Below are 13,573 nucleotides of genomic sequence, written 5' to 3'. Positions count from 1 at the left end.
TAAAAATATGAAAAGACCGGCATACGTAACCGATAAAGTTTTAAAACAGTTTATTAAAAACGCTCTTGAAGAAGATATTCAGGATGGCGATCATTCTACGCTTTCCACTATTCCCAAAGATTTGGAACAAAGTGCAAAACTACTGGTAAAGCAGGATTGCATTCTTGCCGGAGTGGAACTGGCTGAAATTATTTTTAAAACTTTTGATAAAAATTTAAACGTTGAAATTTTCGTAAAAGATGGTGATGCTGTAAAGGTAGGAGATATTGCTTTTATTGTAACCGGAAGTGCAAGATCTATTCTTTCAACGGAAAGACTGGTCTTAAACTGTATGCAGCGAATGAGCGGAATTGCAACATTAACGCATGACTGGGATTCCAGGCTCATCGGTACAAAAACAAAACTTCTGGACACCAGAAAAACAACTCCAAACTTCAGGGTATGCGAAAAATGGGCAGTTGCCATTGGCGGCGGAACCAATCACCGATACGGACTTTATGACATGATCATGCTGAAAGACAACCACATCGATTATAACGGAAGCATTACCAATGCCGTAAAAATGGCAAAAGACTACATCAAAAAGAATAAGAAAAAGCTTAAAATAGAAGTTGAAACCAGAAATCTGGATGAAGTTCAGGAAGCTATTGATGCGAAGGTAGACCGAATCATGCTGGATAATATGGACGTAAAAACTATGAAAAAAGCAGTAAGCTTAATTAATGGTTCCTGCGAAAGTGAAGCTTCGGGAGGAATTACCCGCGATCAGCTTAAAGAAATTGCTTCTACAGGCGTTACCTACATCTCTGCAGGAGCACTTACTCACTCAGCAGAAAATATAGATTTAAGCCTCAAAGCCGTGAAATAGCATTGAATTTTTGTTAAAAATGATCCCCTTTTGTTAAAAAATCAATAATGTGATTTTTTTCATGCGAAATATCAATTATTATTCAATACATTGTAAACCAACATTTTAAACCTTATTAAGAACCTTTAAAAATTAACATACAGTTAATATTAGTTAAAATAAATTTCCTCAATTTTGCAGAAAATTAAATCTAACTATTACTAACGATTATGAAATTAATCAACAAATCAATGCTAACTGCGATAATTACATTATCTACAGCTAGCGTTTATTATGCTCAACAGGTTAAAGACACTGTAAAAGATACAAGGTCTAAAGACATTGACGAGGTAGTGTTAATTGGAGTTGCTGATATCGCAAAAGATAGAAAAACTCCTGTAGCAGTTTCAACAATCAAAGAAGCACAAATCGTTGAAAGATTAGGAAATCAGGAATTCCCTGAAATCTTAAATACAACTCCATCTGTATATGCAACAAAAGCTGGTGGAGGTTTTGGAGATTCTAAAATTAACATTAGAGGATTCGCACAGGAAAATATTGCCGTTATGGTAAATGGTGTTCCTGTGAATGATATGGAAAACGGAGCTGTTTATTGGTCTAACTGGGCTGGACTTTCCGATGTAACTTCTGCAATGCAGGTACAAAGAGGTCTTGGTTCTTCAAAATTAGCTATCGCTTCCGTTGGAGGTACAATTAACGTTCTAACAAGAGCTGCTGATAAAAAACAGGGAGGAATTGTTTCTCTAGGTCTTGGTAATAATGATTATCTAAAAACATTATTTGCTTACAATACTGGTAAATCTGCAAAAGGATGGTCTTCTTCATTCTTAATGAGCAGAACTGCCGGATCAATGTATGCAGACGGAACTGAATTTGAAGGATATAACTATTATTTTGCCTTAGGATATCAGCCAAATAAAAAGCATGATTTCCAGTTTACAATTACGGGAGCTCCTCAATGGCACAATCAGAGAACAACCTATTCTACTATTCAAAATTACATCAAATATAATTCTGATAATGACGGAACTCCTAACAGAAGATATAATGCAGATTGGGGCTGGAGAAATGGTGACGTTTTATCAAACAGAGTAAACTACTATCATAAACCAGTAATGTCTTTAAACTGGGATTGGAATATCAGTTCAAAATCTAAATTAAATTCAGTATTCTACGCTTCTTTCGGTAGAGGTGGCGGAACAGGTGATTTAGGTAGAATTCCAACAGGTGTAGGTACTGCAACAGGAGGAGTAAATTCTTTCGTTGATGCAAACGGACAAATTGCATATGACAGAATTTTCGCTACAAATGCAAATGTTAATATGAATACTTCAGCTGCGGGTGCTACTTTAGTAAGAAGATCATCAATTAACTCCCATAACTGGTTTGGAGCGATTATTAGTTTCAATCATAAAATTAATGATAACTTAAACTTCACAATCGGTACAGACGACAGATATTATTACGGATATCATTATCAGGTAATTTCTGATCTTTATGGTGCTGCAGGATACAAAGATAATACTAACAAAAACTTTTATACTTCGCCAGGAAACTTATATACTGTAACTCCTAGAGTAGTTTCTAATGCTTTTAAGGCTGAGCCTACTTTCAATCCGTTCGGAGGAAAGAGAAATAGTATGGATGATATGGTAGGATATAATAATGATGGTGAAGTTCTATGGTATGGAGGATTCGGTCAGTTAGAATATTCTAGTGATAAATTATCTGCATTTGTTTCAGGAGCATTATCTAACCAGTCATTCCAGAGAATCGATCACTTTATCATCGATGGAGTTACCCTTTTAAATGGTCAGCAAGCAGGTTTCAGAAACTCAGCAACATCTACTGCTATTGCTCAGCCAACCGCTACAAATCCATTATTGTATGAAAAAACAGGCTTTAAAGATATTGTAGGATATAATGTAAAGGCAGGTGCTAATTATAACATTAATGATCAGCACAACGTTTTTGTAAATATCGGATATTATTCTAAGCAGCCTTTCCTTAATGCTGTTTACCCAAATAATAAAAACTACTTAAATCCGAACTTAACGAATGAAAAAATCTTCGGTGTTGAGGCAGGATATGGATTCCGTTCTGGTATCTTCACAGCTAATTTGAACCTTTACAGAACTGAGTGGAGAGACAGATTCTTAAGAAGAGGTAATCTATCTTATACTTATCCTGATCCGGCTAATCCAAGTTCAACAATTTCAACAACGACTGCTTATTCAAACCTTCAGGGAATCACAGAAATCCACCAAGGATTTGAAATTGAAGCAAATGCTAACGTTCACAAAATGTTAAGCCTGTTCGGTATGCTTTCTGTAGGTGACTGGTATTATAAAGGTAATGCACAAGGAAATGTATTTAGTGAAACAAATGAACTAATCAGTGCAGATACTCAGACACTTTATATAGATAAAGTTAAAGTTGGTGGAGCAGCACAAACTTCAGCAGCAGTTGGATTTACATTCAAGCCAACAGACTGGTTCTCATTCGACGGAACATATAGAGGGATTAAAAATTTATATGCTAACTTAAACCTTCTTAACTTCTCCAATCCGGATGCAGGAAACCAAGGTGCTTTAGAATTACCTTCTTATGGTTTAGTTGATTTAGGAATATCTTTTAAAATTAAATTAAACAATCCTAAACAATTCTTTACGATTAGAGGTAATGTTTATAACTTGCTGGATAAGACTTACATTGCAGAATCTAATACAAACATCAAAACCGGATTAACTTTAGATCAGTACATTGCGGTAAACAGACCTCTTCAATCAACCCCATTAACCACTGCTCAGATTGCAACATTAACGTCTAACTATCAGGCGTACCAAGCAGCAGGAACATGGAATGGAGTAAGCCAACAAAACCAAGTTTATTTCGGATACGGAAGAACATGGTCTGCAACACTTTCATTCAACTTCTAATAAATACATAAATTAGATTTTATAAATATCAATCCCGGCTTTTCGCCGGGATTTTTGCTATATTTGTGTCTGAAAAACAGAAAAAATAAATATGGACTTTTACAACATTTTACTTAATGCTCACAAAGGATTCGGATATCTGGAAATTCTTTTGGTGACGCTGTTTGTTATTGCACTTTTAGCAACCATGTTCGGATTCAGTGGAAAAGTAAATAATTTCCTTAAAAAGACTACTCTTTTCACAATGATCTTTTTCCACGTTCAGTTTCTATTGGGGATTGTGATGCTGATCATTAATTTCTCAAATGGTCTAAATATGGGTGAAGTGATGAAAAACTCAGCATTAAGATTTCAATATGTAGAACATCCGTTTTCTATGCTGATCGCCGCTGTTTTAATGACGATCGTTAACAAAAAAGTAAAAACAAACCCTACGATTTCTTTAGGAGTCGTAATTATGGGATTAATTGCCGTAGGTTTATTTGCATTCGCGTTCCCGTGGGCGAGAGTCTTCGGGGCATAAATATATTAACAAAATAATTTTTAATTAAATCAATGAAAGTAGCTGTAGTAGGTTCAACAGGAATGGTTGGACAAGTTATGCTTAAAGTTCTCGAAGAGAGAAACTTCCCTATCACCGAACTAATTCCGGTAGCATCCGAAAAATCTGTAGGTAATAAGGTGAAGTATAAACAGGAAGAATTTACGATTGTAAGCATGAAAGACGCTATAGCTGCCAAACCGGATATTGCTATTTTTTCTGCCGGAGGCGGAACTTCTCTTGAATTCGCTCCTCTTTTTGCAGAAGCAGGAACAACAGTAATCGACAATTCTTCAGCATGGAGAATGGATCCTGATAAAAAACTGGTGGTTCCGGAAATCAATGCAGATGTATTGACGAAAGAAGACAAAATTATTGCAAATCCGAACTGTTCTACTATTCAGTTAGTAATGGTTTTAGGACCTTTGAACAAAAAATACGATTTAAAAAGAGTCATTGTTTCCACTTACCAATCCGTAACAGGAACCGGTAAAGCTGCTGTAGATCAGCTAAACGGAGAAATCAGCGGAGACGATTCTATCGTAAAAGTATATCCGTACCAGATTTTTAAAAATGCATTGCCGCACTGTGATGTTTTTGCAGATGACGATTATACGAAAGAGGAGATTAAATTAATGAAAGAACCTAAGAAAATCTTAGGGGACGATACCTTTAATTTAACAGCCACCGCAGTAAGAGTTCCGGTTCAGGGAGGACATTCTGAAAGTGTAAACATCGAGTTTGAAAATGAATTTGATCTTGACGAAGTAAGAAAAATCTTATCTGAAACTCCCGGAGTTGTTGTTGTAGATAACGTAAAAAACAACGAATATCCTATGCCGCTGTATTCCGAAGGAAAAGACGAAGTTTTCGTCGGAAGGATAAGAAGAGATCTTTCGCAGCCCAAAACCCTTAATCTCTGGATTGTGGCAGACAATCTGCGGAAAGGAGCCGCAACGAATGCGGTACAGATTGCAGAATACCTTGTAGAAAACAACTTAGTATAAACTAACAAAACCAGAAAGAGTCTCAGAAATGAGATTCTTTTTTTTATCAAACCTATGAACCTTCATAAAAATAAAAGTAAAGATAAATTAGCCTTTCAGAAACTGATTGCCGCCTTTGGGATCATTCTATTCATCGGAAAGATTATCGCCTGGAAACTGACGAATTCCGACTCTGTCTTTTCTGATGCCATGGAAAGTATCGTAAATGTTATCAGTGCATTTATGGGGCTTTATTCGCTCTATTTGGCAGCAAAACCTAAAGACGAAGACCATCCTTATGGACATGGTAAAGTGGAATTTGTAACTTCCGGAATAGAGGGTGCTTTAATTGCCATTGCCGGAATCATGATTATCTACGAAGGGGTTCACAGCTTAATTGTCGGGAAAGTTTTAAATAAAATAGATCTGGGGATCTGGATCATTGCTGCAACCGCTATTATTAATTACCTGTTGGGTTATATTTCCATTAAAAAAGGAAAAGCAGAAAACTCTGTTGTTCTGATCTCTTCCGGAAAACACCTTCAATCTGATACATTAACCACACTTGGCGTAGTTGCAAGTTTAGTTATTGTCTATTTCACGAAAATTTATTGGCTGGATTCTGTAGTTGCACTGGGCTTTGGAGGATATATAATTGTTGTGGGCTATAAAATTGTCCGGAAATCGCTGAGCGGAATTATGGATGAACAGGACCCCGATCTTCTGGAACAGATCATCCAGATTTTGGAAGAAAACCGGAGAACGGAATGGATTGATGTTCATAATATGAAAATACAGCAGTTCGGGGCGAATCTTCATATTGACGCGCATATTACTTTACCTTGGTATTACAGCCTTCGTGACGCGCATAACGAAATGGAAAAAATGATTATTCTTTTAGCAAAAAATACAAAAAGAAGTGTAGAATTTAATTTTCATATGGACGATTGCAGACCAATTTCCTGCCCTGTCTGTCAGATATCCGATTGTCTGGTACGCGAAAAAGAGTTTGTAAAAAGAGTAATCTGGACACCCGAAAATGTAACTTCTGTGGATAAGCATACCATAGAAGATCATTAGAATATGATTCTATATATCTTTTTGTACCATTTATTTTCTATAATAAAACATCGGGATAATAAGAAGTAAAGTCAGTGGCTGGATTACAAATCTTCTCATGTAAAAAGAAAAAAGATATCCGATTTCAAATCTGTCATAAATACAGTACAAATAAATCGGAAATGTAATCGCAAAAATAATCGTAATTAAAACAGCTCCCTGAATTGTCCACTGCTTGTTTCTGAACCAAAAGTGAATTACAATGCATGAAAATAACAGATTCAGAATAAACCGGAAAATATAGCCGGGAATTAATTTTACCCACTCAAAATCCGGAAAAGGAAGATTCTTATTTGCTTCATGAAAATAATTGAGAAAAGGATCATAGAAAATTTTGTCTTCAAGTATTCTTACACTTATAAGACCAAAAACCCCTATTATGACTAAAATCCAATTAAGATTTTTCATTTTTTAAAGCAAAAAATTTAATCCAGACCAGCCAGAGTAAGACTACCGTTCCGTAAATAACCGCAGGAAAAATATAATCATGAGTTGTTTTACTGTATGCTTTGTAATCTAAAACAACAATATTAAGCCCCACAATTCTTAAAACATTAATAATATAAAGCAAAATAAGCCCCAGAATAACAAAGATGAAAGTTTTTTTTCCTTTGTAGAAGGCAAAAACAAATGCTACAAAAAGAATCATCACAGAAACGGCATTGCAGCCTTCCACCATTCTTGTAGGATATTCGTTCCGGACATAAAAATAAACCTGCTCACCTTTGATATCATTATACAACTGCGTCGGGAAACCCATAAAGTTCTGGATATGTCTCACCTGCTCCGCAATCATTCTGGAAAACGGATCGAGACCTTCTTTCTGAAAACTGTTCAGAAAAAACTGATAGGCTAGAAGCAGCACCATATAAATGATGATGAAACGCAGCAGAATGCTCAAAACAGGTTTAAAATCCTTTAGCATAATGCAAATATAGAAATTCGCCTGTAAATTATTATATTTGTGACATCTATGATTTCCGAATACGCCCAAAGATTTTTTGAAAATTATACAGGAAAAAAGCCTTCTGAGTTTATTACTTTAGCTCAAAGCGGCTCCGCAAGAGTAAATTTTATCGCAAAAGCAGATAAAAAGTATATCATTACCTACAACGAAAACATCGCAGAAAATGAGAGTTTTTTGTATTACTCTTATTTATTTTCAGATTTAAAACTCAATACTCCCGCAATTTTTGCAGTTTCGGAAGACCGGAAAATGTATATTCAGGAATTTTTAGGAGAAAATACACTTTCAGAAATTATCTCCAAAGAAGGATTATCAGAAAATGTAAAATCTCTGGTAAAGCAGACTTTGGAAAAGTTATATCAATTACAGATTTCAACACAGAATAAGGTAGATTACAGTAAAACTTTCGAATATGAAAGCTATGATGAGCTTCCCGTAATGCACGATCTGTATTATTTTAAAAATTTCGTGGCAGATGTTCTGGAATTAGAATACCATAAATCTACTCTACTGAAAGAATTTAAGAACATCGTTTTTCTCATCGAAAATCTGGAGCCGAAAGGTTTAATGATCCGCGATTTTCAGGCGAGAAATATGATGGTAAATGATCAGAAAGAAGTATCATTTATCGATTATCAATCAGCTATGAAAGGTCCGTTGATGTATGACGTGATTTCTTTTCTGTTTCAGGCAAAAGCAAATTTCAATGAAAGCTTTAAAAGTGAGATGCTTGATTATTACATTCATCAATTTGAAGATCAGGAAATTAAAAATCAACTAAAAATTTCGGTAAAACCAATTCAACTAATGAGATTCCTGCAGGTTTTGGGAGCTTACGGTTTCCGAGGACTGATCCAGAGAAAACAGCACTTCATTTCAAGCATCGAAAAGGGAATCGAAAATATTACAGTTTTTGCACAAAACTGGGAAAATATGAAAGATTATCCCGAACTTGAAAAAGTGATTAAACAATTGAGTTCAGATAAAACAAAATTGAAAATTGAAGAAATCCTAAACCATTAAGAATATATTTAAGAAGTTAAGCATCGTTAAGTGTTATGACGAAAAAAGAAATCACACAATTATCTTATGAAATTACCGGTTTTGCAATAAAAGTTCACAAAACACTTGGACCCGGCTTACTTGAAAGTATTTATGAAGAATGTTTAAAAATTGAACTCATTAAAAATGGATATGATGTAAAACAACAACTTTATACAACCATTAATTATGAAGGAGTTGATATTAAAACAAAACTGGTTGTTGATCTGCTCGTAAATGATACTATTGTTGTAGAATTAAAAGCAATTGAAGAAATTTTGCCTATACACGAAGCTCAGTTATTAACTTATATGAAAGTTTTGAAAAAGCCTCAGGGTTTATTAATAAATTTCTTTACCGATAATATAACCAAATCTTTAAAACCTTTTATTAATGAGTACTTTAAAGAACTCCCAAACTAAAATTTTGATTTATCAAAATCTTAAATAAACTTTACTTCTTAAATATAAATCTTAACGGTTTAAGAATAAATAAATAATTATAAAATTAAAAAAATGCTACACATCGACATACACAGTTTTTCGTATAAAAAAGGAGGAATTCCAAAGGATGAAACAGGAAACGGAGGCGGTTTTACGTTCGACTGCCGCGGAATCCTGAATCCCGGAAGAGTGGAAGAATATAAAAGCCAGACCGGAAATGACATCGGCGTTCAGGAATATCTGGAAACAAAAACTGAAATGCCTAAATTTCTGGAATTAATTAAAAATCTTATTTCCATTAATATTGATAATTATCTGGAAAGAGGTTTTGAAAATCTTCAGATCAATTTCGGCTGTACAGGAGGGCAACACAGATCGGTTTATTCTGCGATAAAAATCGCTCATTTCATTGAAGAAAAGTATGGTGAAAAAGTTGAAATCAGCCTTCATCATGACGAACAGCATCAACTTAATCATAAGTAATGAGTAATGTGCAATAAGTAATATTTTAAATTCGTTGATATTTTATTACTTATTGTTTTTAATTTAAACACGGTCATTTTATTACTCATCACCAATTACTCATTACCCATAAAAAAATGAAAGCACTTATTTTCGCAGCCGGAAAAGGAACCCGATTAAAGCCATTTACCGACCATCATCCGAAAGCTTTGGCAAAAGTGAATGAGATTCCGCTTCTGGAAAGAAATATTAAATATTTAAAAAATTTCGGAATCAACGATTTTGTCATCAACATTCATCATTTTGGAAATCAAATAGTTGATTTTTTAAAGCTGAATGATAACTTCGGATGTAAAATTGAAATATCGGACGAAAGAGAAGAACTGCTGGAAACTGGCGGCGGCTTGGTTTTTGCAAGAAAATTTCTCGATCATGGGGAAGACTTTCTAATCATGAATGCAGATATTCTTACCAATATTAATATCACAGAATTTGTAAAATACCATAAAAAGATAAAAGATTTTGCTACTTTAGCTGTATCGGACAGAGAGAGTTCGAGAAAACTGCTTTTCAATGATGATATGGTGTTAAGAGGCTGGCTGAATGTACAGACCGGCGAACAGAGACTTGCTGAGTTTAACAAGGGATTTAAAGCTCTGGCTTTCAGTGGTGTTCATTGTATTAATCCCGTTATCTTTGAAAAGATAAAAAGAACAGGTAAATTTTCTGTAATGGAAGAATATCTGGATCTTATGCAGACGGAGCATATTCATGGTTTTCTGCACGACAGCATTTTAATTGATGTCGGCAGACCGGAATCTGTAACGGAAGCCGAAAAACATTTTAAATAATTGTACAATGGGAATTGAAGGAACGAGAGATGAAAGTCTGGTAAATCCTGAATTGGATAGTAACGAAACAAAACTACAAAACAGTCTCCGGCAAAAAACCTGGGACGAAACCATTACAAAAGACAGCTGGATGGTTTTCAAGGTGATGGCAGAATTTGTGGACGGCTATGAAAAACTAGCTAAAATTGGTCCGTGTGTTTCTATTTTCGGATCGGCGAGATTAAAGCCTCAAAGCAAATACTACAAAATGGCGGTAGAAATTGCGGAGAAAATTACAAAACTAGGATTCGGAATTATCACCGGAGGTGGTCCCGGAATTATGGAAGCAGGAAATAAAGGAGCTTTTAATACTCAGGGAAAATCAATCGGTTTAAATATTGATCTGCCTTTTGAACAGCATTTTAATCCTTACATCAATAAATCATATTCGATGAATTTCGATTATTTTTTTGTAAGAAAGGTAATGTTTGTAAAATATTCTCAGGGATTTATCGTAATGCCGGGAGGATTTGGAACACTGGATGAGCTTACGGAAGCTTTAACGCTGATTCAAACCAATAAAATCGGAAGATTTCCCATCGTTCTGGTAGGTTCGGAATTCTGGAACGGATTATTAGACTGGTTTAGAACTACTTTACTGAAAGAAAAGATGATCCATGAAGAAGATCTTGAACTTTACAGAGTGGTAGACAGCGCAGATGAAGCGGTAGCACACATTAAGGCTTTTTATGATAAGTATTCTGTAAATGTGAATTTTTAATTGGCATATTATTTGTGACTTAAAACTAACAATCATGATTGTAAATTTATTATCTAAGATGAAAAAAATTTTATCTATATCAGGAATTTTAGCGCTTTTTGTGCTATTGAGTTTCACGTATGTAGACTTTTTCTCTTCAATGACTAAGGTGGATTATATTGATGGAAGCAAAACATTGAAGTTCACTACAAAAATGAATACAAATCACATTTCCGATGCTATAAAAATTAACCCGAATACGGCAGGATTTGAAGCAGAAGTTAAAAAGTATGTAAACAATAATTTTGATGTGTATGTCAATGGCTCACCGAAAACAATTACATTTACGGGAAGTCAGGTAAGCGGAGAAACAGTATGGGTATATTTTGAAACGGGAGGCGTTTCGGATATCAATACCTTAAGAATAAAGAATACAATCCTTTTAAGTGCTTTTCCAAAGCAGATTAACCTTGTTAATATTGCGTATCAGGGAATTCAGAAAACAATGAATTTCCAACGCGGAAAAGAGGTAAATGAAGTATCTTTTTAAAGACAATGAAATTAACAACGAAACCATCGCAAAAGCGGTGGTTTTTTGTTTGAGCTATATTCATTTATTGTTCCCAATAAAATCCGGTTGTCCAGTGCATTGCATTTAATTCCACTTCATCAAGAATAAAATCGTCCGGGAAATCTTTAAACCCAGATTTATTTTTTAATTCATTCATCACCTTTTGAGCTTTTTCATAGCCTGAAAATATTCCGATAAATCTTTCATCATCCAAATAGGTATTCAGTGTATAAGTATGGCTCAGGCAAAAAACAGAGTCTATTTGCAGCTCTTTTACCGATACTATACTTGCATCAACCTCATCTCCCGATTCCAGATAATCACGTCCTGTTTCTCCTATAGTTTCTGTAAATCCATCCTGCCAATGAACTTTATCTAAAATATATTTTTGAATTACAAAGCATTCCGGAAATATTTTAAAACCCGGTAATTGAACAGCCTTACTCTTTACTTTTCGCAGTTCTTCTAAATTCTTAAAATATCCTAATCTTTTAGATTCTGTATGGAAATCATCTGTATACGTATGATCTAAAACATAAACAAAATACTGCATATTCTATAAGTTTTGGCAAAAATAAAAAGGCTGCCTAAAAAGACAGCCTTTATACTATTTAAATTTTCAAAATTCTTATTGAACCTGAATGTTATCCAATTGGATTGTAGTGGTAACACCACTTCCGTTTCCTGTGTATTCGAATAATACAAATCCGTTACCCGTTAAAGAAGTCGGGAAAGTGTACATTCCTGCAGGAGCAATTGTTCCATAAGCACCTGTAGGAGCCTGTGGAATTGTAAATGCAGAAGTAATATCTGTTTTGGTAGCCTGAGTAATATCTCCAAGAGGAGTATAATTGGTTGTATAATATACTTTTAAAGCATTACCGTTAAAAAATCCTACGTTTACGTCAAATTTCAGTGTGTTTGCTGCTGTAAAATCAACAGGTACTGCAAAATAAGTTACGTAAGGACCAGTTCCTGAATTAGCTCCCAACTGGATGTATTTGTTTCCGCTGAAAGTTTTTAATTGCCAGTATCTGTTTCCTAGAAGCGGATCGTTTACATATTTAGGAAATACTTCAAGGTTAGCCGGAGATGTAGCATAACTCTCAAAGTTTTCAAGGAAAGCTCCTGAATAGGTAATTGCAGTTCCTCCTTTCGGCGGTGTAGCATCTACTCTTGTTCCTTTGAAGTTAATATCATTTGTATTTCTGATCAGCATCTGCCAAGTTGTATTATAACGGCTTACTACAAAAGTAATATCTCCGTTTCCTGTTGGTAATGTTTTAGATCCTTCAGAGAAGAAACCTGAATTTCTTAAAGTTACACTATTTCCTGAAGCATCTTCCAAAGTTCTGTCTGTATCTACTCCTGCTCCTGCCACATAATCGATAAATGTTTTAGCAGTAGGATAAATATCTGCAATGGTAAACTGTGTATTAGCAACTTTTACCAATGTATTGATATACTGGTCACTTTTTGCAGCAGCAAGGTTTGGTAATTCTAAAGGTTTAATTGTAACCACCTCAAGACCATTCCCGTTACAAACTCCGGAAACATATCTGCTTAATAAAGAAGCAGGAATTCTTCCGATTGAATACGTAGGATCTACAGAACCGATTTTTACAGTACCTCTGTCTAAACCTAATCTTAAACCTTTCGCATTAATTCTGATGTGCGCACCAACAGGAAAATCTGCATAGTTGCTGGATCTGTCAACCTCAATTTGTAAACCTGCAGTCGGATTTTCCGGCTTATCCTGGAAAGAAATTGTTTTATAGAAGTTTCCATTTTCATCTGAAGAAACTACATAACCATCAAAAATCTGGTCGTTTGAAATTAAAACATATCCTGTAGAAGGAGCCTGAGCTTTGAAAGCAGCCAAAGTCATTGTAGGAGCCGGGAATTTATTCTCACACTTGATTGGCGGAGTTTCCCACTCGTCTTTCTGAACACAAGATGTAATAGAAATCGCCGCAAATGCAACTCCTGCTACTAAACTTAAGTATTTCTTTATTGTCATTTTATTAATTTTTAAAATAATTAGTG

Annotated in this window: 15 protein-coding genes; 11 read left to right on the top strand and 4 right to left on the bottom strand. The window is 34.8% G+C overall.

Annotated elements, in window-relative coordinates; all coding sequences use genetic code 11:
* The first annotated feature begins 7 nt into the window (after positions 1 to 7).
* The 5 genes from nadC to KKI44_RS15680 all read left to right on the top strand — a co-directional run bounded on the left by nadC (position 8) and on the right by KKI44_RS15680 (position 6,414).
* Complete coding sequence (gene nadC, locus KKI44_RS15700; RefSeq protein WP_214588230.1) at positions 8 to 868, top strand: carboxylating nicotinate-nucleotide diphosphorylase; 861 nt, start codon at positions 8 to 10, stop codon at positions 866 to 868.
* Between the two features lie 209 nt (positions 869 to 1,077).
* The gene (locus KKI44_RS15695; RefSeq protein WP_214588229.1) at positions 1,078 to 3,807 is read left to right on the top strand and encodes a TonB-dependent receptor; all 2,730 of its coding nucleotides are present in this window, start codon (positions 1,078 to 1,080) and stop codon (positions 3,805 to 3,807) included.
* Positions 3,808 to 3,898: 91 nt separating this feature from the next.
* Positions 3,899 to 4,330 (top strand): hypothetical protein, encoded by a 432-nt coding sequence (locus KKI44_RS15690; protein WP_214588228.1) that lies wholly within the window; start codon positions 3,899 to 3,901, stop codon positions 4,328 to 4,330.
* A gap of 32 nt (positions 4,331 to 4,362) precedes the next feature.
* Entirely contained in the window at positions 4,363 to 5,355 is a 993-nt protein-coding gene (locus KKI44_RS15685; RefSeq protein WP_214588227.1) for an aspartate-semialdehyde dehydrogenase, read from the top strand.
* Positions 5,356 to 5,409: 54 nt separating this feature from the next.
* A complete protein-coding gene (locus KKI44_RS15680) occupies positions 5,410 to 6,414 on the top strand; it encodes a cation diffusion facilitator family transporter (protein ID WP_214588226.1) in 1,005 nt (334 codons plus the stop codon).
* A 30-nt stretch (positions 6,415 to 6,444) separates the two neighbouring features.
* On the opposite strand, the gene KKI44_RS15675 is transcribed toward KKI44_RS15680, so the two are convergent.
* Together KKI44_RS15675 and xrtF are read right to left on the bottom strand one after the other, a co-directional pair.
* On the bottom strand, positions 6,445 to 6,861 hold the full coding sequence (locus KKI44_RS15675; RefSeq protein ID WP_214588225.1) for an exosortase F system-associated membrane protein: 417 nt from the start codon (positions 6,859 to 6,861) through the stop codon (positions 6,445 to 6,447).
* On the bottom strand, positions 6,848 to 7,378 hold the full coding sequence (xrtF, locus tag KKI44_RS15670) for an exosortase family protein XrtF (protein WP_214588224.1): 531 nt from the start codon (positions 7,376 to 7,378) through the stop codon (positions 6,848 to 6,850). Before xrtF ends, KKI44_RS15675 begins: the two co-directional genes overlap by 14 nt.
* Before the next feature lie 48 nt (positions 7,379 to 7,426).
* Here xrtF and KKI44_RS15665 point away from each other — a divergent pair, with 48 nt between their 5' ends.
* The 6 genes from KKI44_RS15665 (at position 7,427) to KKI44_RS15640 (ending at position 11,506) form a co-directional block, all read left to right on the top strand.
* Positions 7,427 to 8,443, top strand: coding sequence for an aminoglycoside phosphotransferase family protein (locus KKI44_RS15665; protein WP_214588223.1), 1,017 nt, complete (start codon positions 7,427 to 7,429; stop codon positions 8,441 to 8,443).
* Positions 8,444 to 8,478: 35 nt separating this feature from the next.
* Positions 8,479 to 8,883 (top strand): GxxExxY protein, encoded by a 405-nt coding sequence (locus tag KKI44_RS15660; protein ID WP_214588222.1) that lies wholly within the window; start codon positions 8,479 to 8,481, stop codon positions 8,881 to 8,883.
* A gap of 93 nt (positions 8,884 to 8,976) precedes the next feature.
* Positions 8,977 to 9,387, top strand: a complete 411-nt coding sequence (locus KKI44_RS15655; protein WP_214588221.1) for an RNase adapter RapZ — start codon at positions 8,977 to 8,979, stop codon at positions 9,385 to 9,387.
* Between the two features lie 116 nt (positions 9,388 to 9,503).
* Positions 9,504 to 10,217 (top strand): nucleotidyltransferase family protein, encoded by a 714-nt coding sequence (locus tag KKI44_RS15650; protein WP_214588220.1) that lies wholly within the window; start codon positions 9,504 to 9,506, stop codon positions 10,215 to 10,217.
* Between the two features lie 7 nt (positions 10,218 to 10,224).
* Positions 10,225 to 10,977: a TIGR00730 family Rossman fold protein gene (locus tag KKI44_RS15645; protein ID WP_214588219.1), complete on the top strand. Its 753-nt coding sequence runs from the start codon at positions 10,225 to 10,227 to the stop codon at positions 10,975 to 10,977.
* A 58-nt stretch (positions 10,978 to 11,035) separates the two neighbouring features.
* Positions 11,036 to 11,506: a DUF6702 family protein gene (locus KKI44_RS15640; RefSeq protein WP_235132554.1), complete on the top strand. Its 471-nt coding sequence runs from the start codon at positions 11,036 to 11,038 to the stop codon at positions 11,504 to 11,506.
* A gap of 64 nt (positions 11,507 to 11,570) precedes the next feature.
* Here KKI44_RS15640 and KKI44_RS15635 read toward each other — a convergent pair whose 3' ends face one another.
* Together KKI44_RS15635 and KKI44_RS15630 are read right to left on the bottom strand one after the other, a co-directional pair.
* Positions 11,571 to 12,080 carry a hypothetical protein gene (locus KKI44_RS15635; protein ID WP_214588217.1) on the bottom strand — a complete coding sequence of 170 codons (510 nt, stop codon included), beginning with the start codon at positions 12,078 to 12,080 and terminating at the stop codon, positions 11,571 to 11,573.
* Between the two features lie 75 nt (positions 12,081 to 12,155).
* Positions 12,156 to 13,547 carry a DUF5689 domain-containing protein gene (locus KKI44_RS15630; RefSeq protein ID WP_214588216.1) on the bottom strand — a complete coding sequence of 464 codons (1,392 nt, stop codon included), beginning with the start codon at positions 13,545 to 13,547 and terminating at the stop codon, positions 12,156 to 12,158.
* Positions 13,548 to 13,573: the final 26 nt, after the last annotated feature.

It is taken from the genome of Chryseobacterium sp. ZHDP1, assembly GCF_018603435.1.
Classification (GTDB): domain Bacteria; phylum Bacteroidota; class Bacteroidia; order Flavobacteriales; family Weeksellaceae; genus Chryseobacterium; species Chryseobacterium indicum.
This window is presented reverse-complemented; position numbering and strand designations above follow the sequence as displayed.